This is a genomic window from Streptomyces sp. CB01201, from assembly GCF_002803085.1.
Classification (GTDB): domain Bacteria; phylum Actinomycetota; class Actinomycetes; order Streptomycetales; family Streptomycetaceae; genus Streptomyces; species Streptomyces hundungensis.
Genome location: NZ_NNBJ01000010.1, coordinates 255,477 through 279,292 on the forward strand (window position 1 = coordinate 255,477; position 23,816 = coordinate 279,292).

The window sequence follows — 23,816 nt, forward strand, 5'->3', positions numbered from 1 at the left end:
TCAAAGCACTTGGCGAAGCAGTGAGGGCTGCTTCCCTGGCAATCAGGGAAGCAGCCCTCACTATGACTGACGCGCAGTCAGAGACCCGCCGGACCGGTGCACACCCGGTGCACAAGGGCCTGGAAAACGAGCGGTACCAATGAGAAACACTGGAGAGTGTTTCCGCAGGTCACATCACGTTTTCGGGGCTCCGGTCAAGGCCACCCAACCCCGCGCTCTAGATGTCGAAGTACAGCTCGAACTCGTGCGGGTGCGGCCGCAGCTGGATCGGGGCGATCTCGTGGGTGCGCTTGTAGTCGATCCAGGTCTCGATCAGGTCGGAGGTGAAGACACCGCCGGCCTGGAGGTACTCGTTGTCCGCCTCCAGGGCGTCCAGGACCGCCGGGAGGGAGGTCGGGACCTGCTGGACGTTGGCGTGCTCCTCGGGAGCCAGCTCGTAGAGGTCCTTGTCGATCGGCTCGGCCGGCTCGATCTTGTTCTTGATGCCGTCGAGGCCCGCGAGCAGCAGCGCGGAGAAGGCCAGGTACGGGTTGGACGACGGGTCCGGGGCGCGGAACTCGACGCGCTTGGCCTTCGGGTTGGAGCCCGTGATCGGGATGCGCATCGCGGCGGAGCGGTTGCGCTGCGAGTACACCATGTTGACCGGCGCCTCGAAGCCCGGCACCAGGCGGTGGTAGGAGTTCACCGTCGGGTTGGTGAAGGCGAGCAGCGACGGGGCGTGCTTGAGGATGCCGCCGATGTAGTAGCGCGCCATGTCCGAGAGGCCCGCGTAGCCCTGCTCGTCGTAGAACAGCGGGTCGCCGCCGGACCACAGGGACTGGTGGACGTGCATGCCCGAGCCGTTGTCGCCGAAGATCGGCTTCGGCATGAAGGTCGCGGTCTTGCCGTTGCGCCAGGCGACGTTCTTCACGATGTACTTGAAGAGCATCAGGTCGTCGGCCGCGGCGAGCAGCGTGTTGAACTTGTAGTTGATCTCGGCCTGGCCGGCCGTGCCGACCTCGTGGTGCTGGCGCTCGACCTGGAGGCCGGAGTTCTCCAGCTCCAGGGAGATCTCGGCACGCAGGTCGGCGAAGTGGTCGACCGGCGGGGCCGGGAAGTAGCCGCCCTTGTAACGGACCTTGTAGCCGCGGTTGTTCTCCTCGGAGCCGGTGTTCCAGGCGCCGGCCTCGGAGTCGATGTGGTAGAAGGACTGGTTCGCGGAGGTCTCGAAACGTACCGAGTCGAAGACGTAGAACTCGGCCTCGGGGCCGAAGTAGGCGGTGTCCGCGAAGCCGGTGGAGGCGAGGTAGGCCTCTGCCTTCTTGGCGATGTTGCGCGGGTCGCGGCTGTACTGCTCGCCCGTGATCGGGTCGTGGATGAAGAAGTTGATGTTCAGCGTCTTGTCGCGGCGGAAGGGGTCCAGGCGGGCCGTCGACAGGTCCGGGCGCAGCGCCATGTCGGACTCGTGGATGGCCTGGAAGCCGCGGATCGACGAGCCGTCGAAGGCCAGTTCCTCCGTCGCGTCGAACGCCTTCGCGGGAATCGTGAAGTGCTGCATCACGCCCGGCAGGTCGCAGAACCGGACGTCGACGAACTTCACGTCGTTGTCCGCGATGAACTTCTTCGCGTCGTCGCCGTTCTGGAACATCCAACTCCTCCTACTCCCACCCGGGAGGGGCGGGGTTGCAGCTCGGTCGTGCGGCCAGTGCGGTGGCACACGCTGGACCCGACCATAGGCAGGCGGGATTTCTCAAGCGTGACCCGTTTGTTTCACCCAAGTTAACCGGCCTGGTGACAAGCGTGCCAAGACTGACCCGGGCCGAAGTGATCGAAAACGGGCGCAGTACCGTGGGATCCGTGGACAACAGGCAAGCAATCGGATCGTGGCTCTCGGGACCCCGCGCGGCCGCCGAGGACATGGGCGTCGACTTCGGCTACCGGGGCCAGCGGCTCGGTCTGCCCAAGGACGGGCCCGGCTCGGTGGCCCCGCTCGGGCGGCGGTTCGCCGCCATCTTCATCGACTGGGCCCTGTGCGCCCTGATCGCGTACCAGCTGATCGCCCGCGGCAACCAGCACAGCGCGGGCAACTGGGCGCTTCTGGTGTTCTTCGTGCTCGGCGTGCTCACGGTGGGGACCGTCGGGTTCACGCCGGGCAAGCGGCTGCTCGGTCTGCGCGTGGTCGCCGAGGAGGGCGGCCGGCTCGGCATCGTGCGGGTCGTCGTGCGCACCGTGCTGCTGTGCCTGGCGATCCCGGCGCTGATCTGGGACCGCGACGGCCGCGGTCTGCACGACCGCCTCGCCCGCGCGGTCCAGGTCAGGATCTAGACCCGCCCACCTACGTCGGAAGGCGGCCCGGACCAGCTCGGTCCGGGCCGCCTTCGTATGCGTTCGAGGCCTCGTGTGCCTACGGGCTTGTGCCTACGGCGTTGGTGCTACGGCGTTGTTGCTACGAGGTTGTTGCTACGAGGTGGGGGTCAGCGCATCTTTCCGCCGCGCGGCATCCGCGTGCCCTTGGGCATCGGGCCCTTCGGCAGCGGCATGTTGCTCATCAGGTCGCCCATGGCGCGCAGCCGGTCGTTGGCGGCGGTCACCTGCGGGCCCGAGAGCACGCGCGGGAACTTCAGGAGCGTGGTGCGCACCTTCTTGAGCGGCACCTGGCCCTCGCCGTCACCGACGATCACGTCGTGCACCGGGACGTCCACCACGATGCGGGCCATCTTCTTCTTCTCGGCGGCCAGCAGGGACTTGACCCGGTTCGGGTTGCCCTCGGCCACGAGCACGACGCCGGCCCGGCCGACGGCCCGGTGGACGACGTCCTGGCTGCGGTTCATCGCCACGGCCGGGGTGGTGGTCCAGCCGCGCCCGATGTTCTGGAGCACGGCCGCCGCCGCGCCCGGCTGGCCCTCCATCTGACCGAACGCCGCCCGCTCGGCACGCCGTCCGAAGACGATCGCCATCGCGAGCACGGCCACCAGGAGACCCAGGATGCCGAGATAGACCGGGTGCCCGAGCAGGAACCCGATCGCGAGGAAGACGCCGAGGACGACGATTCCCACGCCAGCGATGACAAGCCCGATCTTGGAGTCGGCCTTGCGGGTCATCTTGTAGGTCAGGGCGATCTGCTTCAGTCGCCCCGCATTCGCATCGTTCGCAGCGCTCTCTGCGGTTGCCTTCCTCGCCATACCAGGAAGTTTACGTGGCCTAGGAGGGGCGGGCGGCCACGGCCTCCAGTACGTGCTGGGCCTCGACCCGGTCCTTGGCCCGGCGGCGGTCCTCCAGGACCGCGGTCCAGGCGTTGCGCCGGGCGGTCCGCTGGCCGGAGCTCATGATCAACGACTCCACGGCGCGCAGCGCGCCGGTGACGGACGGAAGCGTGGTGGCTCGAACGGTCTGCGGAGCGGTAGCGGCCTGCATCGTCGGGGTCCCCCCTCGGGACGGGATCAGGAACGGACGGTGGGCGTGGGGGCGTGTGCGGTGCGTAAAGCCAGAGTCACTGATTGGTGTTACCAGGGCGTGTCCAAGCGGTCAAACCCCAATGAAACATTGACGCGGACCCCGCAAACGTTGACGCGGCCCGTACGCGCGCCCCGACCTGCGGGGACGGTACGGGCCGCGTCGGCGAGGCCATTACCAGTCGGTAGTCGCTTGTGAGCGGATTCACGTGCGGTGCTTCCGGATCCGCTTCCGGATCTGCTTCCGGAGCCGTCTCCGAGGCCGCTCCCGGATCAGGCGGTGGTGGCGGCGCTCCGGGCTTCCATCGCCTGCTGGTAGAGGCGGCCGGCCCGGTAGGAGGAACGGACCAGCGGGCCCGACATCACCCCGGAGAAGCCGATCTCGTCGGCCTCCTCCTTCAGCTCCACGAACTCCTGCGGCTTCACCCAGCGCTCGACGGGGTGGTGGCGCACGGAGGGGCGCAGGTACTGCGTGATCGTGATGAGTTCGCAACCCGCGTCGTGCAGGTGCTGGAGCGCCTCGCTGATCTCCTCGCGGGTCTCGCCCATGCCGAGGATCAGGTTCGACTTGGTGATCAGGCCGTAGTCGCGGGCCTTGGTGATCACGTCGAGCGAGCGCTCGTAACGGAATCCGGGGCGGATCCGCTTGAAGATCCGCGGCACGGTCTCGACGTTGTGCGCGAAGACCTCGGGGCGGGAGGAGAAGACCTCTTCCAGCTGCTCGGGGACCGCGTTGAAGTCGGGGGCCAGCAGCTCGACCTTGGTGCGGCCCTCGGCGCGGCCCTCGGTCTGCGCGTGGATCTGGCGCACGGTCTCCGCGTACAGCCAGGCACCGCCGTCCGTCAGGTCGTCGCGGGCGACGCCGGTGATGGTGGCGTAGTTCAGGTCCATCGTGACGACCGACTCGCCGACGCGGCGGGGCTCGTCGCGGTCGAGCGCCTCGGGCTTGCCCGTGTCGATCTGGCAGAAGTCGCAGCGCCGGGTGCACTGGTCGCCGCCGATGAGGAAGGTCGCCTCGCGGTCCTCCCAGCACTCGAAGATGTTCGGACAGCCCGCCTCCTGGCAGACCGTGTGCAGACCCTCGCTCTTCACCAGCTTCTGGAGCTGGTTGTACTCGGGGCCCATCTTCGCCCGGGTCTTGATCCACTCGGGCTTGCGCTCGATGGGGGTCTGGCTGTTCCGGACCTCCAGGCGCAGCATCTTGCGTCCGTCGGGTGCGACTGCGGACACGTCCGGCTCCCTGTGACTTCGATTCTTCGGCGAACCCAAGGGTACGCCCGTTGATTGAACGGCCGGGGTGCGGCCCACTGCCGTGGGGGCAACCCCGGGAGGGGCGGGGGCATTCCCCCGCCGCGGGTCGGCCGGGCCGAGGACCGGCCGGGGCCGCCCGGGGCGGTCAGGCCGAGGCCCGCTCGATCTCGCGGGGGGCCAGTTCCGCGTGCTCCAGGACGTCCTTGAGGTGGCGCTCCACCACGGGCAGCACCTCCTCGATCGTGACCTCGCGGCCCAGCTCGTACGAGAGCGACGTCACACCCGCGTCGCGGATCCCGCACGGCACGATCCGGTCGAACCAGGTGTTGTCCGGGTTCACGTTGAACGAGAAGCCGTGCATGGTGACGCCCTTGGCGACGCGGATGCCGATCGCCGCCAGCTTGCGGTCCTCGCGGCGCTGCCCGGCGTTGGACGGCGCGTACTCCGGGCCGTTGAGCCGGGGGTCGAACTCGTCGTCGTTCAGCCGCGGGTCGAAGTCGAGGGAGAGGCCGCCGAGCTTCGGACGCTGCTCGACCGGGTCGCCGAGCACCCACACTCCGCTGCGGCCCTCGACCCGGGTGGTCGCGAGGCCGAAGTCGGCGGCGGTGCGGATCAGGGCCTCTTCGAGACGGCGGACGTGCGCGACGACGTCGACGGGGCGCGGGAGCTTCTGGATCGGGTAGCCGACCAGCTGGCCCGGGCCGTGCCAGGTGATCTTGCCGCCGCGGTCGACGTCGATCACCGGGGTGCCGTCCAGGGGGCGCTCGCTGTCCTCGGTGCGCCGGCCCGCCGTGTAGACCGGGGGGTGCTCAAGGAGCAGACAGGTGTCCGGAACCTCGTCCGCGAACCGGGCCGCGTGCACCCGGCGCTGCTCGTCCCAGGCCTCCTGGTACTCGACCGCGTCCTCGCCGAAACCCAGCCGGACAAATCGCAGCTCGTTCACTCCAGCTCCCCTGTCGAACTTCTCGGATGCCATCGATGCGCGCCCTCAATCACTGTACGACCGTGTTCGACGACCCCCGCACGCCCCCCGGAGCCCGGCAGAAACGGCACGTCACCACACGATCGGATGAATGGGGGGCGAAGGTGGCGGCACCGGCCGTATTGACCGCTAAATTCTCGCCGTTCCATGAGGGCTGCAAGGTTGGCCCGGAAGGCAGGAGAACGCAGAGCTGATGACGGAACGACCCTCGCAGCGCACCCCCAACCGCCAGCTCGCCACACTCATCGCGGAAGCCGGGTTCTCCAACGCGGGGCTCGCCCGTCGCGTTGACCAGCTCGGTCTGGAGCACGGACTGGACCTGCGCTACGACAAGACCTCGGTCACCCGGTGGCTGCGCGGCCAGCAGCCGCGCGGCACCACACCCGCGCTGATCGCCGAGGTGTTCACCCGCCGGCTCGGCCGCCGGCTGTCCGCGCAGGACCTCGGTCTCGACGCCTGTGCGCCGGTGTACGCGGGCCTGGAGTTCGCGGCGACGCCCGAGGAGGCCGTGGACATCGTCAGCGGCCTGTGGCGCAAGGACTCGGGCAGCCATGCCGAACTCCGCAAGATCGCGTTCACCCCGGCGGGCCTGGTGGTCCCGAGCCGGGACTGGCTGATCGGGCGGGCCGACGACCGGGTGGGGCGCGGTGAGCCGGCCCCGCCGGGCAACGTGACCCGCATCCCGGTCCAGGGCCGGCCCACGGTGCCCCGCCAGCGCACCACCGACCGGGGGCCCGGACAGCGGGTGACCGGCGGGGACATCGCGGCGCTCCGGTCGGTCGGCGAACTGTTCCGCACGCTCGACCACGCCTACGGCGGCGGCCACGCGCGCCAGGCCCTGGTGCGCTATCTGGAGCACGAGGCCGAGCCGATGCTGCGCGGCAGCTACGGCGAGAACGTGGGCCGCCGGCTCTTCGCGGCCGCCGCGGACCTGACGAGACTGGCCGGCTGGACCTCGTACGACATCGCGGCGCACGGGCTCGCGCAGCGCTACTTCGTGCAGGCGCTGCGGCTCTCGCAGGCGGCGGGGGACCGGGCGTACGGCAGTTATGTCCTGGTCACCATGAGCCGGCAGGCCGTCTATCTGGGGCACGGCCGCGAGGCGGTGCAGCTGGCGCGGGTCGCCCAGCAGGGGGTGGGCTCGGCGGCGCCGCCGGTCGTGCAGTCGCTGCTCAACGCCGTCGAGGCCCGGGGGCACGGGGTGCTGGGCGAGGTCCGGGCGTGCACGGCGTCGCTCGCGCGGGCCGAACGGGCGCTGGAGAGCGCCCGGCCCGGCGACGACGTGCCGCACTGGGGCCGGCACTTCGACGAGGGGCAGCTGGCCGACGAGTTCGGCCACTGCCACCGCGATCTCCAGCAGTACCGCGCGGCCGCCCAGCACGCGGAGCGCTCGCTGCAACTGCGCGCGCCGGGCTATGCCCGCTCCCGGCTGTTCTGCCGGGTCGTGCTCGCCACCGCCCGGCTCGGGCTCGGCGAACTCGATCAGGCCTGTGCGCTGGGTGCGGAGGCGGCGCAGCAGGCCAGCGAGATGCGGTCGGCGCGCGCGGTCGAGTACGTGCGCGACTTCGAGCGGCGTCTGGAGCCGTACCGGGACGCGGCGGCGGTCCGTACCTACCGGGACCGGGTGGCGGCCCTCGGCTGAGGCACCTCGGCCGAGTGCGGGCTCGGCCGAGTGCGCCCTCGGCCGAGTGCGGCCCCGGCTGCGTGCGGCCTCGGGTGTCGAGGCCGCACGCAGCCGGGACGCCGGGTCTCAGGCCGCCTTGTGGATCACCTCCGCCGTCGCCCGCCAGGACGGGACGCCCAGGTCGGCGAGGATCGCCCGGGCGGCCCGGCGGCCCGAGTACAGGGCGCCCTGGACGGTGCTGGTGTCGCGGTGGTCGCCGCAGACGTACAGGCCGGCGAGCAGCCGGACCTGGCGGCGCAGATCGTGCGGGGCCGGCATCGAGGGCACGGCCTGCGGGGTGTGGTGCACCGCGAGCAGCTCCCAGTCGTCCGTGGACGTGGCGTACAGCCGCGCCAGTTGGCGGCGTACGGCGTCCTCCAGGTCGGCCGGCGGGGTGCCGAGCACGGTCGAGGTGATCAGGGCCCGGCCGTGCGGCGCGCGGCTCGGGTCGACCTCGCTCATCACCGAGGTGTACGCCACCGGCCCGCTGCGGTCCGCGTCCAGGAGCAGCGCGGGGTCGGCGAGCGGGGAGCGGGGCGCGGTGTGGTGCAGCACGGTGAGCGGGTGGAAGCCGGGTACCCGCAGGCCGGGCAGCAGTTCGGCGGCGGCGGGGGCGTCGGTGGCCAGCAGCAGCGAACGGCAGCCGAGCACGCCGTGGTCGGCCGTGGTGACCGAGGTGGTGGCGACGGAGGTCACCTTCACATCGGTACGCACGGTGCCGGGCGGCAGCCCGGCCGCGAGCAGCTCCGGCAGGGTGGACGCGCCGCCCGCCGGGACGCACAGCCGGCCCCGGGCGAAGCCGCGCAGCGCGAGGTCCGCGCAGCGGCTCGACGTGGTCAGGTCCGGGTCGCAGAGCAGGGCGGAGAGCAGCGGGCGGACGAATCCGTCCAGCGTGCGGGCGGGCAGGCCCCGACTCAACAGGGCCTGACCGATGGGGAGTTCGGGCCGGGCGACGAGCCGCTCGACCGGGGTCGCGGCGAGCTTGGCCAGCGCCTTGCCGAGCCGTGCCTGGTCGAGCGCGCCGCCGAGCGGGGTGGCCGTGCCGCGCGGGGCGCTCGCGCGGGCGCGCGCGGCGGCCAGTGCGCCCCGCGCGCTCCCCGTCGTGCCCGCCCGGTGGTGCCGGCCCTCGCTGTGCACGAGGACGCCGGGGGCGAAGGGGCGCAGCGGCAGGTCCGCCAGGCCCGGAGTGCGGGTCAGCTCCGGGTACGAGGTCGACAGCAGCTGGCCGATGCGGTCGAGGCGGAAGCCGTCGACGTGGGCGGTCGACATGCGGCCGCCGACGTCGGGGGCCGCCTCCAGGACGCTGACCGTGACTCCCGCGCCGGTCAGCTGATGAGCCGCTGACAGGCCCGCGAGCCCGGCCCCCACGATGAGTACGTCCGCATGGTGTGCGGTACTGAGCACGTGGCCCTCCCCGAGGTAGGCGCGGTCGGTGGAGGCCTCATGCCCCCAACTGGCGCACGGAATGCCGGAGTTCGGGGAGAGAGTAGGTAGGTTCTGCTGGTTCGCGCTGCGCGCGTGCGGGTGGGCGTGGGCGCACGGCGGGCGCACGGCTTCCGTCCTGGGGGCATGCTTGCCCGCCCTCCCGCCCGTGACCCGGGGTTGGTTGGTTCCGGGTCCCCCTGGGGCTCCGCCCCAGACCCCGATCGCGCCTGAAGGGCGCTCGTCCTCAAACGCCGGACGGGCTGAAGGTGCTCATGCTGGGCCACCTACAGGGGCGCGGGGAACTGCGCGACCAGCCACGCACGGTCCGCAGCCGAACCGAGCGGGGCCCGGGGGCGCAGCCCCCGGAAGCCGGGGGCGACTTGCCGGGGCTACGCCAGCGCCGCGCCGAGCGCGTCCTCCACGCTCGGGAACGCGAACGCGAAGCCGGCCGACAGCAGCCGGGACGGCAGGACGCGTTGGCTGGACAGGATGTCCCCGGCCGCTTCGCCCAGGGCCAGCCGCATCGCGGGGGCCGGGACCGGGAAGAGGGCGGGGCGGTGCAGGAGCCGGGACATCGCCGCCGTCACCTCGGCGTTCGTGACCGGCTCGGGCGCCGTCAGGTTCACCGGGCCGGAGAGATCCTCCGCGTCCAGCAGGAACCGCAGCGCCGCCACCTCGTCGTGCAGGGAGACGAACGACCAGTACTGGCGCCCGCTGCCGAGCCGCCCCCCGAGCCCCGCCTTGAACAGCGGGATGAGCTTCGCCCACGCGCCGCCCTCGCGGGACACCACCAGGCCCGTGCGGGCGAACACCGTGCGGATGCCCGCCTCCTCGGCGGGGGCCGCCGCCTCCTCCCACTCCACGCACACCCGCGAGAGGAACCCGTCGCCCGGCGGGGCGGACTCGTCGACCGGCCGGTCGCCCGTGTCGCCGTAGTAGCCGATCGCCGAGCCGCTGACCAGCACCTTCGGTGGGACGTCCAGGGAGGCCAGAGCCTCGGCGAGGGCGGCCGTGCCGAGCACCCGGCTGTCCCGGATCTCCTTCTTGTACGCGGCCGTCCACCGGTGGTCGGCCACGCCCGCCCCGGCCAGATGCACCGCCGCCTCGCAGCCGGCCAGGCCCGCCGCGTCCACGTACTGGCGTAGCGGGTCCCATTCCACCTCGTCGGGCGCGTCCGGCCGGCGCCGTACGAGGCGCAGTACCTGGTGTCCGTCCGCCCGCAGCGAGCGCACCAGCTCCGCACCGATCAGTCCTGTCGAACCCGTCACCGCGATCTTCATGAAGTCCATCCTCGCGCGCCCCGGCCCGCATGGCACAGTGGCCGCATGCCTGAGTCGTACACCGAGCCCGGTCGTCCCGCTCCTCCGCTCATACGGCCCGCCCGGCGCTCGGACGGCGAGGCGCTGGGTGTGCTCACCCGGGACGCCTGGTCCCCGCTGCACTCCGTGCAGCCCCGCCCGGTTCCCCCGTACGAGCCCTTCTTCGACGAGCGGCACGAGCCGGCGGACTATCTCCTCGCCGAGGCCGGCGGCGAGGTCGTGGGGTTCCTCCGCCTGGTGCCGGCCACCTCGCTCGCGTGCAACAGCCACGTCCGCCAGATCCAGGGGCTCGAAGTCGCCGAGGCCGCACGCGGCCGGGGCGTCGCGCGGGCCCTGCTGCACGCCGCGTACGACGTGTCGCGCGGGCAGGGCGCCACCCGTATCACCCTGCGCGTCCTCGGCCACAACGCCCCGGCCCGCGCCCTGTACGCGGCGGAGGGATTCGCCGTCGAGGGCGTCCTGCCCGGGGAGTTCCTGCTGGACGGCGCCCCTGTGGACGACGTCCTGATGGGGCGGACGCTGCTCGACCGCTGACCACCGACACCGAATTCCCCGACCCCCGAAAGCAGGGCAGCTCCGTGTCAGAATCCGCCCCCTCCACCCCTTCCGGCCCTTCCGCCCCCTCCGCCAAGGCCGTCGCCGACACCGCCCGCGTCGCGCTGCGGGGACTCGACGCGATCCGGGACGATCTCGCCGCGCTCTACCGCGATCTGCACGCCCACCCCGAGCTGTCCTTCGCCGAGCACCGCACCGCGGCCGAAGTCGCGCGCAGGGCAAGGGAGTCCGGGTACGAGGTGACCTGCGGGGTCGGCCGCACCGGGGTCGTCGCCGTGCTGGCCAACGGACCCGGGCCCACCGTGCTGCTGCGGGCCGACTTCGACGCCCTGCCGGTCGCCGAGCGCACCGGGCTCGACTACGCCTCGACCGCCGAGGGAGTCATGCACGCCTGCGGGCACGACATGCACGTCAGCTGTCTGCTCGGCGCGCTCAAGCTGCTCGCGGACGCCCGCTCGCTGTGGAGCGGCACCGTCCTCGCCGTCTTCCAGCCCGCCGAGGAGGTCGGGCAGGGCGCGCGGTCCATGCTCGACGACGGTCTCTACGAACGGTTCGGCACTCCGGACGTGGTGCTCGGCCAGCACGTGGGGCCGTTCCCGGCCGGGCTGATCGGCGCGCACGCGGGCCCCGCCTTCGCCGCCACCGACGCGCTCAGGGTCGTCATGTACGGCAAGGGGGCGCACGGTTCGCGGCCCGAGACGTCCGTCGACCCGGTGGTGATGGCCGCGTCGACCGTCATGCGGCTCCAGACGATCGTCTCCCGCGAGATCCCGGGCGGCGAGACGGCCGTCGTCACCGTGGGCTCGCTCAACGCCGGGACCAAGGACAACATCATCCCGGACGAGGCCGAGCTCAAGCTCAACATCCGTACGTACAAGGAGGAGGTGCGCACGAGGGTGCTCGCCGCGGTCGAGCGGATCGTGCGCGGGGAGGCCGCCGTGGCGGGGGCCGAGCGGGAGCCCGACATCACCGGGATCGACTCGTTCCCGGTGCTCGTCAACGATGCCGGAGCGGTGGCCCGCACGATGGCCGCCGTCGGCGCGGTGATCGGCGGCGACCAGGTGCTGGACCCGGGGCCCGTCACCGGCAGCGAGGACGTCGGACTGTTCGCCACGGATGCCCAAGTACCGCTCTGCTATTGGCTGTTCGGGGGTGCCGACCCCGAGGTGTACGGGGCGGCGTTCGCGGCGGGCACGGTCGACCAGGACATCCCGTCCAACCACTCGCCCTTCTTCGCCCCGGTCGTCGAACCCACCCTGACCACCGGTGTCACGGCCCTCACCACGGCCGCGCTCGCCTGGCTCGACGCGCGGTAGCGGGGTCGCTCAGCGGCCCAACAGGCGCATCCCGCCGGTGAGTTCGCGCAGGCAGCGCACCGCGAGCTCGGCGGGGGAGCCGGCCCCCGAGGCCGGGGCCTCGGTGGCCGCCCAGGCCTCCAGGGCCACCCGGATCGCGTCGGTGGCGGCCGCCGCGACGAGGCGTACCTCCAGGGCGTCGGCCCCCGGCCCGGCGAGCCGGGTGAGCACGGGCAGCAGGCGCTCCTCGGAGTCCTGGTTCACGCGGTACCAGACCGCGCGCAGCGCCGCGTCGCGCTCGGCCGCGCGCAGCAGGCCCCGGGTCCATCTCAGCTGCTCCACGGCGGCCGCGTCGGGGGCCGAGAGGGCGCCCCGCACGGCGGCCTCCAGGGTCTTGGCGAGGGGGCCGGGCTCGGCGACCTCAAGCAGCGCCCGCCAGCGCTCGGCGCCGCCGGAGAGGAGCGGGCCGACCGCGTCCTGCTTGGAGCGGAAGTAGCGGTAGAAGGTGCGCAGGGCGACCCCGGCATGCCGGGCGATGGCCTCGGCCGTGGTGCCGTCCGGCCCGTGCTCGGCGAAGAGCGCGGCCGCGGCCCGGGCGATGTCGAGCTGGGTGGCCGCCCTGCGGCGCTCGGTGAGCGAGGGGACGGGCGCGGACGAGGGCTGCGGAACAGGGTGGGTCACTTCGCCAGCGTACGCCCGCGACCTGTGGGTGTGCATGGATTGACGTCATGGCAAAACGTGCCATCCAGGCGTACGGTGGACGTCGGAAGCTGCCCGGTGGCCGGACCACGACGCCGCCGTCCCCGGCAGTCATCGGAAACATCGAGAAAGCTGGACCCGCGATGAGCGTGAACACCGTCACCAACCGCTACGAAGGCCGCCGCGCCCTGGTCACCGGGGGTGGCAGCGGCATCGGGCAGGCCACCGTGCTGCGCATGCTCGCGGAGGGCGGCCACGTGGTCGCCGCGGACGTCAGCGAGGCGGGCCTCAAGGACACCGCGGACAAGGCGGGCGCGGGCATCGGCCGGCTCACCACCCTCGTCGTCGACATAGCCGACGAAACGTCGGTCGCCGAGGGCGTCGCCGCCGCGGTGGCCGCGCTCGGCGGCCTGGACGTGCTGGTCAACGCGGCCGGCATCCTGCGTTCCTCGCACACCCACGAGACGAGCCTGGCCGACTTCAACCGGGTCGTCGCGGTCAATCTGACCGGCACCTTCCTGATGATCCGCGAGGCCGTTCCGGCGCTGCTCGAAGGCGACGGCGCGGCCGTCGTCAACTTCAGCTCGACCTCGGCGGTGTTCGCCCACCCCTACATGGCGGCGTACGCGGCCAGCAAGGGCGGCATCCAGTCGATGACGCACGCGCTCGCCGCCGAGTACGCCAAGCAGGGCATCCGCTTCACCGCCGTACAGCCCGGCTCGATCTCCTCCGGCATGACGGACGGATCCGGCGCCTCCCGCTCCAGCGTGGGTCCCGGCCTGCCCGCCGACGCCGACATGTCGCTCTTCGCGAAGCTCGCCCCGGCCATCGGCCAGGGCTTCGCGGGTCCGGAGACGGTGGCCTCGGTGGTCGCGATGCTGGCGAGCGACGACGGCCGCTTCATCACCGGCACCGAGGTCCGCGTCGACGGCGGCACGCACTTCTGACCGCCGGCAGGCACCCGCGGCCCGTGGCGCGGCGCTCCGACCCGCGCTCAGCCGGTGCCGAAGCGCTCCCACAGGCGCGGGAAGCGGGCCGCGAGCGCCGAGTCGTCCTCGAAGTCCAGCGGGGTCCCCTCGGGCTCCTCGGCCTGGGACGGGATGCCGAGGTCCGGCGCCTCGACGCCGGTGAGCTGCTCGTACGCCTCGTCCGCGGCGTAACCGAGCTCCTCGCCGTCGCCGTCGACCTCCTCGTCGAACTCGCCGAGGAGGCCGGCGAGCGCGTCCGGGTCGTGCAGCGCGCCCTCGAAGACCTCGCGGCCCTGGCCGATGAGCCAGCAGCGGAAGTAGTCGAAGGCGTCGTCGCTCGCGCCGTCGAGCAGCACGGCCGCGGCTCCCCACAGGTCCCAGCGGTAGGCGCGGTTGTAGCGCGCCTCGAAGTGCCGGGCGAAGTCGAGCACGGAGTCGGGGTCGTACTGGAGCAGCCGGTCCACGATCAGGTCGGCCTGTTCCTCGGGGTCGCCGTCGGCGGCCTCGCGGGAACGGTCGACGATCTCCCAGAACTCCGTCTCGTCCATCACGGAACCAGCATCGTGGGTGGGGCAGGGCGGCGCACGCGGAGCGCCGTTATTCGTCCGGTTGCCGCTACCGGCCGCCGCCTCCGCCCGGCCCGGCTACTCGTCGAGCGGGCGCAGCGGGGTCGCCACCGTCTCCCAGCGCGAGTCGAACCACGCCTGGACCTGCTGGAACTCCGCGCGTTCCAGGGGCCGCGCCCCGTTGCCCTCCAGGGTGGCCGGGAACAGGGTGTCGCTGTGCAGTTCCAGTACCTCTATGGACGCGGCGTCCACCAGGATGCGGGTCTTGCGCAGGAAGTAGTAGCCGGTCAGCATCTGGGTGCCGTTGATGAGGTAGCGCTTCTCGCCGGGCACCGTCGGCAGGCCCCGGATCTCCACGGACACCGAGCCGACCGTGCCCTCCTCGGCCAGCTGGGTGAGCGAGTGGTGCAGCGCCTCCGCGTACATCCGGATGACCCGGCGCAGCCGCCGCAGCGGGCGCATGTCGTCCGGGTCGTCGAGGTGGCGCGGGTAGGGGTGGTGGGTGTCCAGGTCCGGCACCAGGACCCGTACCCGGATGGAACGGGGGGCCGCGCGGTCACCGAGCCGGATCAGCTCGGCCTGCTGCTGGACGGCGCGGGACAGCTCCTCGGTGTGCAGCGACCAGACGTCGAGGGAGACGTGCGGGGCCTCGAAGGCGCGTGAGACGTAGTGGACCAATGGCCGCCCGATGGCAGCCTGCCGGGCCACCCGGGCGCCCCGCCCCGGCACGCCCTCCTCCAGGAGCTGCTCGTCGCGCAGCAGCTGGAGCGCCTTCTGTACGGTGCCGCGTCCGCAGCGGAAGCGGCGCATCAGCTGCTCCTGCTTGGGCAGCCCCTCGCCGGGCGCCGGCACCCCGTTCTGGATGTCCTGGCGCAGCGCGTCGGCGACCAATCGGTAGCGGGGGATCTCCCCGGCCTCGTCCCGGTCGGCCCCATTGATGTGGGTCGTCACCCACAGAGGCTACAACTCGCGGTCAGGACAGGCCAGATGGCTGCGGGAGGCGAGCAACTCCCCCTGTTGACCGGTTGGTTGGAGCAGATGGCCGAGCAACTCGCCAATGGCATAGTCGTGTTGCTCGATATGCAGTCGGTTGACCATAGATGGCAGCCATTCAGCCCGGGTAGGAGGAGGGCACACAATCGCCTGCCAATGAGGGTACCGAGCGTCACTCCACGCGGTCCGCGGCGGCGACAACCGGAGGAGGTGTTCCATGGGACTGGAGACACGCGTGCAAATCGTCCTCGAACTGCTGTCGAACGTGGGTGTGGTGTCCCTGCTCGGCCCCTCGGGCCTGCTGGTGCTCGCCCTGGGTGTGCTGCTCGCGAAGGGCGGCGGCGCGGACCGCGAACGGCCGGCGGCGGTGCCCGCCGGGCCGCGCACCAACCTCGTGTGCGTGGCGGCCGTGCTCCTGGTGATCGTGCTGATCGCCGCCCGCTGAACGGGACTTCACGGCGAGCGGCGCCCGCTCCGGATCCGGCTCAGTTCGGATCCATGGGGCGGGCGATGGTGTTCCACAGGGAGTCGAACCACTGCTGGGTCTGCTCCACATAGCTCCGGGTGACCTGGTCGTCGTCCACCACGGTGTGCCGGAAGAGCATGCCTTCCACGCCGAGCATGTCGTAGATCTCGATCGGATTCCGGTCGAGATCCACCGTGCGTTCGGTCACCTGGTAGTGCCCGGCGAGGACCTCGCGGCCGTTGAGGATGTACACCTTCTGCGTCGGGGTGATCGACACCTTGCGGGCCTCGACCGTCACGTCCGGGACCAGGTCCCGGACCTTCAGCATGCGCAGCGAGTGCCGCAGCGAGCCGTAGATGTGGTTGCTGGTGATCCGCAGCCGCTCGCGCGGGCGGACGTTCCCCAGGTCGCCGATCACCTGGGGCAGCGCCAGGGGCGCCTCGGCGTCGGGCAGCAGGATCCGCACCGCGACCCGGCGCGGACCCGCGCCCTCGGCCTGCACGGTCACGAGCGGGCCCGCCAGCGCCGCCGCCAGCGTCTCGCCATTGAGGCAGTACGCGTCGATGGTCACCTCGTCCTGGCGGAAGCACTGCGCCACCCGCTCGCCCAGGAAGACGCCCGCGGGCCGGGGCGAATGGCGGCGCGGTCCCGGCACCTCGCGCCGGTCCTCGACGGCGCGGCCCGGGCCCGGCCGGGCCACCGTCGGCGGGGTGCCCTGCTGGGCCCGCCGGATCAGACCCTCGCGCTCCAGGAGTTCCACGGCGCCGCGGACCGCGCCGCGCGGCACCGAGAAACGCTCGCTGAGCTGCGCCTGGGTCGGGAGGTGCTCACCGACCCGCAGCTCCCCGCCGGAGATGAGGGCACGCAGACCGTCGGCGACCACATCCCGCGGACGACGCTGTCCATCGGTAGAAGCGCTGGTTCCAGGCACACACCCAGCCTACAACGGCCTGCCAATGACGGCGAGTTGTCTGCTGGAAACTGCCCGTATCTGCCAATGGCCCGCGCTATTCATAGAGTTGGCGCAGAGCGCGAGCCGCCGCCGTGAACCGTGTGCGCAGTTCGGCGGGCTCCAGGACCTCCAACTCCGGCCCTACGGCCATGAGTTGGCTGTACGCCACCTCCTGGGACTCGACCGGCAGGATGAGGGTCAGTCGGCCTTCCTCGTCCGGCTCCCCGGCCCGCTCCAGGGCCTCGCGCACGACGCCCCGGTCGCCGGTGGTGTACGGCAGCAGGGCGGCTCCGGCCGGTGAGACCCGTACGACCACCGTATCCCTGAGTACCGTACGGGCGAACTCCTCGGCCCGGGCCTCCCAGAACCGCGGCAGGTCGAAGCCCTCGTCGCGCACGAAGCGGGCCTCGCCGGCCGCGACCGCCGTGAACCGGTCGAGCCGGTACACCCGGAAGTCGCCGCCCTCCTCGGCGGCCCGTGCGCACAGGTACCAGACGCCCGCCTTCAGGACCAGCCCGTACGGTTCCAGGTCGCGCTCGACCTCGCGCTCGGTGGCGCGCTCGGTGGCGCGCTTCGCCTCGCGGCGGGCCGGACGGCGGTATCCCACCCGTACGCACCGGTCGTCCCACACCGCCTCGGCCACGGCGGGCAGCAGCTCGGGCGTCTTCGGCTCCTGCCACCAGCCGGGGGCGTCCAGGTGGAAGCGCTGGGCGGCGGTGGAGGGGGCGTCCTTGAGGGACGGGAGCAGGGCCGCGGACACCTTCAGGCGGGCGGCCGAGGCGGCGTCCTCCAGGCCCATCTCCCGCAGCGCGCCCGGCACGCCGGACAGGAAGAGCACCTCCGCCTCGGAGCGGGCCAGGCCCGTGAGACGGGTGCGGTATCCGCCGACCAGCCGGTAGCCCCCGGCCCGCCCCCGGTCCGCGTACACCGGCACGCCTGCCTCGGCGAGCGCCTGCGCGTCGCGGGTGACGGTGCGTTCGGACACCTCCAGCTCTCGGGCGAGTTCGGTGGCGGTCATGGTGGGCCGGGCCTGAAGGAGCAGCACCATCTTGATGAGCCGGGCAGCACGCATGGGCCCATGATGCATGGGCCGCAGCTACCGGCGCGGGCTGCCCCTGGCGGGGCGGGCTTTCGCCGTGTGCACGGGGTACCCCTGGCGGGGCGGCTTTCGGTTTCTGTCCGGGCCACTCCGCGGCGGGGCTTCCGGTGTCTGCGCGGGCCTGCCCTCCAGGGGCGCGGGGCTGGCACATGTGCGGCTCCGCCGCGCGGGCGCGACCGGCCACGCACGGCCTGCGGCCGAAGCTGTTGTTTTTCGGGTGCGGGCCCGTCCTGGGCTGATCGCGCAGTTCCCCGCGCCCCCATGGGTGCTGGGCCGTGCCGGGTGGTTCGGCGGCGTGCTCCTGGTCCTGCTCCGGGGTGCGGATTGTGCGTGATGGGTCGCGCCCGCGCGGCGGAGCCGTACATGTCACAGCCCCGCGCCCCTAAATGCCCGGGGCCGCCCGTACCGGGCAAGTGCCCCTAGCCCGGGGCCGGGCCGTACGCGAGCCGTGTGGGCCGCGCCTAGCTGTGCTGGTCGGTGAGGGCGATGATCGAGAAGACCCCGCCCTGCGGGTCCCGGAGCAGGGCGAAGCGGCCGGGCGGGATCGAGGTGGGGGGTACGTGCACCTCGCCGCCCAGATCCCGTGCCCGCGCGGCGACCGCGTCGCAGTCGTCGACCTGGACGTACACCATCCAGTGCGCCGGCACCTCGGGCGGGAAGTCCGAGCCCATCCGCATCATGCCGCTGAAGCTCTCCCCGTCCAGCTTCCACTCCGTGTACTCGGAGGAGGACCCGTACGGGTCGGCCGCCTCCGTGTTCCAGCCGAAGACCGCCGCGTAGAACGTCTTCGCCCGATCGCTGTCGCGGGTGAGCAGTTCGAACCAGCACATGCCGCCCGGCTCGTCCACCACGCCGAAGCCCGCGTGCCGATCGGGCTGCCAGACGCCGAACACCGCGCCCTCGGGATCGCTGAAGACCGCGAGCCGGCCGGAGTCGAAGACGTCCATGGGGCCCGCGACGATCGAGCCGCCGTTGCCGGTCACCGCCGCGGCCGTCGCGTCGGCCGATTCGACCTGGAAGTACGCAAGCCAGGCCACCGGCTGCTCCGGCGCCCTGCAGGGCCCGTATCCGCCGACGTACCGGTCGCCGAGCAGGAACATCCCGTAGCCGCCCGCCTCCTCCATCGGCACGTCCGCGCCCCGCCAGCCGAAGAGGTCTCCGTAGAAGGCCTTGGCGGCGGGTACGCCGGTGGTCGAGAGGTCGGCCCAGGCGGGGGCGGACGGGCGGTTGTAGATCTTCATGCGATGCTCCCGGAGTCGCGCCGCCCCCCGGGCGACCATTCACGCACGCGTGCCCCGCCCCGGCAATCGGGACGGGGCACGCGCGCGTGACCTCCGGGCACCGGGGTCCCGGTGCTCGCGCACCGGGTTCCAGGACCCCGCGGGCTACAGGCCGTAGCGCTCGCGCGCTTCCTTCACGGACGTGACCGGGACCTCGCCGCGCTTGGCGAGCTGGGCCAGGGCCGCGACGACGATCGACTGGGCGTCGACGCCGAAGTGGCGGCGGGCGGCCTCGCGGGTGTCGGAGAGGCCGAAGCCGTCCGCGCCCAGCGAGGAGTAGTCCTGCTCGACCCACTGCGCGATCTGGTCCGGGACCTGGCGCATGTAGTCGGACACCGCGAGGACGGGGGAGTCCACGCCCTCAAGTGCCTTGCGGATGAAGGGAATCCGCTCCTCGCCGCGCAGCAGGGCGGCGTCCGCCTCCAGGGCGTCGCGGCGCAGCTCGGTCCAGGAGGTGGCGGACCACACGTCGGCGGCCACCCCCCACTCCTCGGCGAGCAGCTTCTGGGCCTCCAGGGTCCAGTGGATCGCGGTGCCCGAGCCGAGCAGCTGGATGCGCGAGGCGTTGACCGGAACCGTGACGCCCGCGGTCTCCGCCGTGTTGAAGCGGTACAGGCCCTTGATGATGCCCTCGTCGATGCCCGAGGGCTTCGCCGGCTGCGGCATCGGCTCGTTGTAGACCGTGAGGTAGTAGAAGACGTCCCGGTCCTCGCCCGGGGCCGCCTCGCCGTACATCCGGCGCAGACCGTCCTTGACGATGGCCGCGACCTCGTAGGCGAAGGCGGGGTCGTAGGACAGCGCCGCCGGGTTGGTCGCCGCGATCACCGGGGAGTGGCCGTCCGCGTGCTGGAGGCCCTCACCGGTCAGGGTCGTACGGCCGGCGGTGGCGCCCACCAGGAAGCCGCGGCCGAGCTGGTCGCCGAGCTGCCACATCTGGTCGGCCGTGCGCTGCCAGCCGAACATCGAGTAGAAGATGTAGAACGGGATCATCGGCTCGCCGTGCGTGGCGTACGCGGACGCCGCGGCGATGAAGTCGGCCATCGAGCCGGCCTCGGTGATGCCCTCGTTGAGGATCTGGCCGTCCTTGGCCTCGCGGTAGTACATCAGCTGGTCGCGGTCGACCGGCTCGTACGTCTGGCCCTTCGGCGAGTAGATGCCGAGCGAGGGGAACAGCGACTCCATGCCGAAGGTGCGGGCCTCGTCCGGGACGATCGGCACCCAGCGCTTGCCGCTGGTCTTGTCGCGGATCAGGTCCTTCATCAGCCGGACGAACGCCATGGTGGTGGCCATGGACTGGCTGCCGGAACCCTTGTCGAAGGCCGCGAACGACTTGTCGGCCGGGGCCGGCAGCGGGGCGAGCGCGTGGCTGCGGCGGGCCGGGGCCGGGCCGCCGAGGGCCGCGCGGCGCTCCTGGAGGTAGCGGACCTCGGGGGAGTCGGCGCCGGGGTGGCCGTAGGGGACCACACCGTCGACGAACTGGTCGTCGGAGATGGGCAGTTCAAGAAGGTCGCGCATGTTCTTGAACTCGTCGTTGGTGAGCTTCTTCATCTGGTGGTTCGCGTTCTTGGACGCGAAGCCCTCACCGAGGGTGAAGCCCTTGACGGTCTGCGCCAGGATGACGGTCGGCGCGCCCTTGTGGGACAGGGCGGCCTTGTAGGCGGCGTACACCTTGCGCGGCTCGTGGCCACCGCGCGAGAGGTGGAAGCACTCCAGGATCTTGTCGTCCGAGAGCAGCTTTGCCATCTCGACGAGCGCCGGGTCCTTGCCGAAGAAGTCCTCGCGGATGTAGGCCGCGTCCCGCGTCTGGTACGTCTGCACCTGGGCGTCGGGGACCTCGCGCAGGCGGCGGACGAGGGCGCCGGTGGTGTCGAGCTGGAAGAGCTCGTCCCAGGCGCCGCCCCACAGCGACTTCACGACGTTCCAGCCGGCGCCGCGGAACTGGGCCTCCAGCTCCTGAACGATCTTGAAGTTGGCGCGGACCGGGCCGTCGAGGCGCTGGAGGTTGCAGTTGATGACGAAGGTCAGGTTGTCCAGACCCTCGCGGGCGGCGAGCGCGAGGGCCGCCGTCGACTCGGGCTCGTCCATCTCGCCGTCACCGAGGAACGCCCACACGTGGGAGTTGGAGACGTCCTTGATGTTCCGGTTGGTGAGGTACCGGTTGAAGCGCGCCTGGTAGATCGCGGAGAGCGGGCCGAGTCCCATGGACACGGTCGGGAACTCCCACAGCCAGGGCAGGCGGCGCGGGTGCGGGTAGGACGGCAGGCCGTCGCCGCCGGACTCCTGGCGGAACTTGTCCAGGTGCGCCTCGGTGAGGCGGCCGTCGAGGAAGGCGCGGGCGTAGATGCCGGGCGAGGCGTGGCCCTGGATGTAGAGCTGGTCGCCGGATCCGTCGCCCTCCTTCCCGCGGAAGAAGTGGTTGAAGCCGGTCTCGTACAGCCAGGCCGCGGACGCGAAGGTCGCGATGTGGCCGCCGACGCCGTACTTCGAGCCGCGGGTCACCATGGCCGCCGCGTTCCAGCGGTTCCATGCGGTGATCCGGCGCTCCATCTCCTCGTCGCCGTCGATGGCGGGCTCGGAGGAGGAGGGAATGGTGTTGACGTAGTCCGTCTCCAGCAGCTTCGGCAGGGCGAGGCCCGCGCCTTCGGCATGCTGGAGCGTGCGGCGCATCAGATACGCGGCCCTATGCGGGCCGGCGGCCTTGGCGACGGCATCGAGGGAGGCCGCCCATTCGGCGGTCTCCTCGGTGTCACGGTCCGGGAGCTGGTCGAGCTCGCTCGGAAACTTGGCTACGGGGTCGATCATGATCGCCGCCTTCCGGACAGGAGGGGGGTGGAGAAATAGGGGCCTTTGTCTGGCAGGACGGGGCCTTGGACCGGTGAGTCCGCCGTTGACTGTAAGCCGACGATCGATGATCGATCAAAGCGTTGAGCCAAAAACTTCTTCGAATCGCAAAAGTCGGCACAGGGTGCCGCCAAAAAGGGCACCGGGTGCCTTGGATTGCCAGGTGCCCCGCAGCCTGCCGCGCAGGTCAGGCGCTACGCGGCGCGCACCCCAGGACATGGGCCTTCACCAGCGGGCCGATGGCCGGATCCCGCCGCCGGAAGGCCGCCACCAGGTCCTCGTGCTCCTCGGCGTACGACTTCTGTACGGTGCCGAGCCAGCGGATGGAGAGGGCCGTGAACACCTCGATGCCGAGGCCTTCCCATGTGTGCAACAGCACACTGTTGCCGGCCGCCCGCACCAGTTCCCGGTGGAAACCGACCGTGTGCCGCACCTGCGCGGTGCCGTCGGCCGCCCGGTCCGCCGCGTAGAGGGCCGCCACATGCGGCTCCAGGGCCGAGCAGTCCTCGGCGAGCCGGTCGGCCGCTAGCTCGGCCGCGATCTGCTCCAGACCGGCCCGCACCGGATAGCTCTCCTCCAGGTCGGCCGCGCTCAGACTGCGCACCCGTACGCCCTTGTTGGGTGCCGACTCGATGAGGCGCAGGCTCTCCAGTTCGCGCAGCGCCTCGCGCACCGGCGTCTGGCTGACCTGGAGCTCCACCGCGATGCGCCGCTCCACGATCCGCTCGCCGGGCTTCCAGCGCCCGCTGACGATGCCCTCCACGATGTGCTCGCGGATCTGCTCGCGCAGCGAGTGGACGACGGGCACGGTCATGGGGGCTCCTTAAAACGAGCGACGACGTCCAAACAATACGGCCGCGCCCCCGTCCGGAAGTGCCCGGACGGGGACGCGGCCGCTGGTGAGACGAGTCTTACAGCCGTCCCACGGTGCCTCTCAGAGCCTTACAGGCCGAGCTCGACCTCGAACTCGCCGGCCTCCAGGATCGCCTTGACGGCGCCCAGGTAGCGAGCGGCGTCGGCGCCGTCCACCAGGCGGTGGTCGTAGGAGAGCGCGAGGTAGGTCATGTCGCGGACACCGATGACGGTGCCCTCGGCGGTCTCGATGACCGCCGGACGCTTGACGGTGGCGCCGATGCCCAGGATGGCGACCTGGTTCGGCGGCACGATGACCGTGTCGAACAGCGCACCGCGCGAGCCGGTGTTGCTGATCGTGAAGGTCGCGCCGGACAGCTCGTCCGGGGTGATCTTGTTGGCGCGGACCTTGCCGGCCAGCTCCGCGGTCGCCTTCGAGATGCCGGCGAGGTTGAGACCGCCCGCGTTCTTGATGACCGGGGTCATCAGACCCTTCTCGGAGTCCACGGCGATGCCGATGTTCTCCGAGTCGAAGTACGTGATGGTGCCCTCGTCCTCGTTGATCCGGGCGTTGATGACCGGGTGGGCCTTCAGCGCCTGGGCCGCCGCCTTCACGAAGAACGGCATCGGGGACAGCTTGACGCCCTCGCGGGCGGCGAAGGAGTCCTTCGCGGCCGCGCGCAGCTTCATCAGCTTGGTGATGTCCACCTCGACGACGGTGGTGAGCTGCGCCTGCGAGTGCAGGGCCTTCATCATGTTGTCGCCGATGACCTTGCGCATGCGGGTCATCTTGACCGTCTGACCGCGCAGCGGGGACGCCTCCAGGGAGGGGGCGGCCTTCGCGGCGGGGGCGGCGGCAGCGGCCGGAGCCGGTGCCTTGGCGGCCTCGGCGGCGGCGATGACGTCCTGCTTGCGGATGCGACCGCCGACGCCGGTGCCCTTGACCGCGCCCAGGTCCACACCGGACTCGGAGGCGAGCTTGCGGACCAGCGGCGTGACGTACGCGCCGTCGTCACCGGAGGTGGCCGCGGGGGCGGCAGCCGGGGTGGCGGCCGGAGCCGGAGCGGCGGCCGGAGCCGGAGCCGGAGCGGCGGGGGCGGCCGGAGCGGGAGCCGGGGCCGGAGCGGCCGGAGCCGGAGCGGCCGGGGCGGGCGCGGGGGCGGCGGCCGGAGCCGGAGC

Annotated in this window: 22 protein-coding genes; 6 read left to right on the forward strand and 16 right to left on the reverse strand. The window is 71.9% G+C overall.

Annotated features, from left to right (window positions below; all coding sequences use genetic code 11):
• Positions 1-217: 217 nt before the first annotated feature.
• Positions 218-1,627 carry a type I glutamate--ammonia ligase gene (gene glnA / locus CG740_RS21765; RefSeq protein WP_100576872.1) on the reverse strand — a complete coding sequence of 470 codons (1,410 nt, stop codon included), beginning with the start codon at positions 1,625-1,627 and terminating at the stop codon, positions 218-220.
• A 209-nt stretch (positions 1,628-1,836) separates the two neighbouring features.
• Here glnA and CG740_RS21770 point away from each other — a divergent pair, with 209 nt between their 5' ends.
• Positions 1,837-2,304, forward strand: coding sequence for an RDD family protein (locus CG740_RS21770; protein ID WP_100576924.1), 468 nt, complete (start codon positions 1,837-1,839; stop codon positions 2,302-2,304).
• Between the two features lie 149 nt (positions 2,305-2,453).
• Here CG740_RS21770 and CG740_RS21775 read toward each other — a convergent pair whose 3' ends face one another.
• From CG740_RS21775 to lipB, 4 genes are all read right to left on the reverse strand, one after another.
• The gene (locus tag CG740_RS21775) at positions 2,454-3,161 is read right to left on the reverse strand and encodes a DUF4191 domain-containing protein (protein ID WP_100576873.1); all 708 of its coding nucleotides are present in this window, start codon (positions 3,159-3,161) and stop codon (positions 2,454-2,456) included.
• A gap of 19 nt (positions 3,162-3,180) precedes the next feature.
• The gene (locus CG740_RS21780; RefSeq protein WP_100576874.1) at positions 3,181-3,393 is read right to left on the reverse strand and encodes an SCO2195 family GlnR-regulated protein; all 213 of its coding nucleotides are present in this window, start codon (positions 3,391-3,393) and stop codon (positions 3,181-3,183) included.
• 311 nt (positions 3,394-3,704) lie between these two features.
• Entirely contained in the window at positions 3,705-4,661 is a 957-nt protein-coding gene (gene lipA, locus CG740_RS21785) for a lipoyl synthase (RefSeq protein ID WP_100576875.1), read from the reverse strand.
• 166 nt (positions 4,662-4,827) lie between these two features.
• Entirely contained in the window at positions 4,828-5,625 is a 798-nt protein-coding gene (lipB, locus tag CG740_RS21790; protein WP_100576876.1) for a lipoyl(octanoyl) transferase LipB, read from the reverse strand.
• Between the two features lie 232 nt (positions 5,626-5,857).
• Here lipB and CG740_RS21795 point away from each other — a divergent pair, with 232 nt between their 5' ends.
• Positions 5,858-7,306: a regulator gene (locus CG740_RS21795; protein WP_100576877.1), complete on the forward strand. Its 1,449-nt coding sequence runs from the start codon at positions 5,858-5,860 to the stop codon at positions 7,304-7,306.
• 108 nt (positions 7,307-7,414) lie between these two features.
• On the opposite strand, the gene CG740_RS21800 is transcribed toward CG740_RS21795, so the two are convergent.
• Both CG740_RS21800 and CG740_RS21805 read right to left on the reverse strand, forming a co-directional pair.
• Positions 7,415-8,731, reverse strand: a complete 1,317-nt coding sequence (locus CG740_RS21800) for an NAD(P)/FAD-dependent oxidoreductase (protein WP_100576878.1) — start codon at positions 8,729-8,731, stop codon at positions 7,415-7,417.
• A 410-nt stretch (positions 8,732-9,141) separates the two neighbouring features.
• Positions 9,142-10,041 carry a TIGR01777 family oxidoreductase gene (locus CG740_RS21805; RefSeq protein ID WP_100576879.1) on the reverse strand — a complete coding sequence of 300 codons (900 nt, stop codon included), beginning with the start codon at positions 10,039-10,041 and terminating at the stop codon, positions 9,142-9,144.
• Positions 10,042-10,077: 36 nt separating this feature from the next.
• On the opposite strand from CG740_RS21805, the gene CG740_RS21810 reads away from it, so the two are divergent.
• Positions 10,078-10,605 (forward strand): GNAT family N-acetyltransferase, encoded by a 528-nt coding sequence (locus tag CG740_RS21810; RefSeq protein ID WP_100576880.1) that lies wholly within the window; start codon positions 10,078-10,080, stop codon positions 10,603-10,605.
• 125 nt (positions 10,606-10,730) lie between these two features.
• Complete coding sequence (locus CG740_RS21815; protein WP_199846537.1) at positions 10,731-11,942, forward strand: amidohydrolase; 1,212 nt, start codon at positions 10,731-10,733, stop codon at positions 11,940-11,942.
• A 9-nt stretch (positions 11,943-11,951) separates the two neighbouring features.
• Here CG740_RS21815 and CG740_RS21820 read toward each other — a convergent pair whose 3' ends face one another.
• A complete protein-coding gene (locus tag CG740_RS21820; RefSeq protein WP_100576881.1) occupies positions 11,952-12,638 on the reverse strand; it encodes a TetR family transcriptional regulator in 687 nt (228 codons plus the stop codon).
• Positions 12,639-12,763: 125 nt separating this feature from the next.
• On the opposite strand from CG740_RS21820, the gene CG740_RS21825 reads away from it, so the two are divergent.
• Positions 12,764-13,567 carry an SDR family NAD(P)-dependent oxidoreductase gene (locus tag CG740_RS21825; protein ID WP_100576882.1) on the forward strand — a complete coding sequence of 268 codons (804 nt, stop codon included), beginning with the start codon at positions 12,764-12,766 and terminating at the stop codon, positions 13,565-13,567.
• A gap of 47 nt (positions 13,568-13,614) precedes the next feature.
• Here the strand turns inward: CG740_RS21825 and CG740_RS21830 are convergent, their stop codons facing one another.
• Both CG740_RS21830 and CG740_RS21835 read right to left on the reverse strand, forming a co-directional pair.
• A complete protein-coding gene (locus tag CG740_RS21830) occupies positions 13,615-14,136 on the reverse strand; it encodes a DUF4240 domain-containing protein (RefSeq protein ID WP_100576883.1) in 522 nt (173 codons plus the stop codon).
• Between the two features lie 96 nt (positions 14,137-14,232).
• On the reverse strand, positions 14,233-15,105 hold the full coding sequence (locus CG740_RS21835; protein ID WP_159030376.1) for a winged helix-turn-helix domain-containing protein: 873 nt from the start codon (positions 15,103-15,105) through the stop codon (positions 14,233-14,235).
• A gap of 259 nt (positions 15,106-15,364) precedes the next feature.
• Between CG740_RS21835 and CG740_RS21840 the strand changes: the two genes are divergently transcribed.
• Complete coding sequence (locus CG740_RS21840) at positions 15,365-15,592, forward strand: hypothetical protein (protein ID WP_100576885.1); 228 nt, start codon at positions 15,365-15,367, stop codon at positions 15,590-15,592.
• Between the two features lie 40 nt (positions 15,593-15,632).
• On the opposite strand, the gene CG740_RS21845 is transcribed toward CG740_RS21840, so the two are convergent.
• The 6 genes from CG740_RS21845 to sucB all read right to left on the reverse strand — a co-directional run.
• Positions 15,633-16,544: a FadR/GntR family transcriptional regulator gene (locus CG740_RS21845; RefSeq protein ID WP_100576886.1), complete on the reverse strand. Its 912-nt coding sequence runs from the start codon at positions 16,542-16,544 to the stop codon at positions 15,633-15,635.
• 76 nt (positions 16,545-16,620) lie between these two features.
• Entirely contained in the window at positions 16,621-17,637 is a 1,017-nt protein-coding gene (locus tag CG740_RS21850; RefSeq protein WP_100576887.1) for a helix-turn-helix transcriptional regulator, read from the reverse strand.
• 488 nt (positions 17,638-18,125) lie between these two features.
• Entirely contained in the window at positions 18,126-18,905 is a 780-nt protein-coding gene (locus CG740_RS21855) for a VOC family protein (protein ID WP_100576888.1), read from the reverse strand.
• Positions 18,906-19,049: 144 nt separating this feature from the next.
• Positions 19,050-21,746 (reverse strand): pyruvate dehydrogenase (acetyl-transferring), homodimeric type, encoded by a 2,697-nt coding sequence (gene aceE, locus CG740_RS21860; RefSeq protein ID WP_100576889.1) that lies wholly within the window; start codon positions 21,744-21,746, stop codon positions 19,050-19,052.
• 226 nt (positions 21,747-21,972) lie between these two features.
• Complete coding sequence (locus tag CG740_RS21865) at positions 21,973-22,599, reverse strand: GntR family transcriptional regulator (protein WP_100576890.1); 627 nt, start codon at positions 22,597-22,599, stop codon at positions 21,973-21,975.
• Between the two features lie 128 nt (positions 22,600-22,727).
• Positions 22,728-23,816 (reverse strand): 2-oxoglutarate dehydrogenase, E2 component, dihydrolipoamide succinyltransferase (sucB, locus tag CG740_RS21870; RefSeq protein ID WP_100576891.1); only part of this gene is annotated, 1,089 nt, incomplete at its 5' end.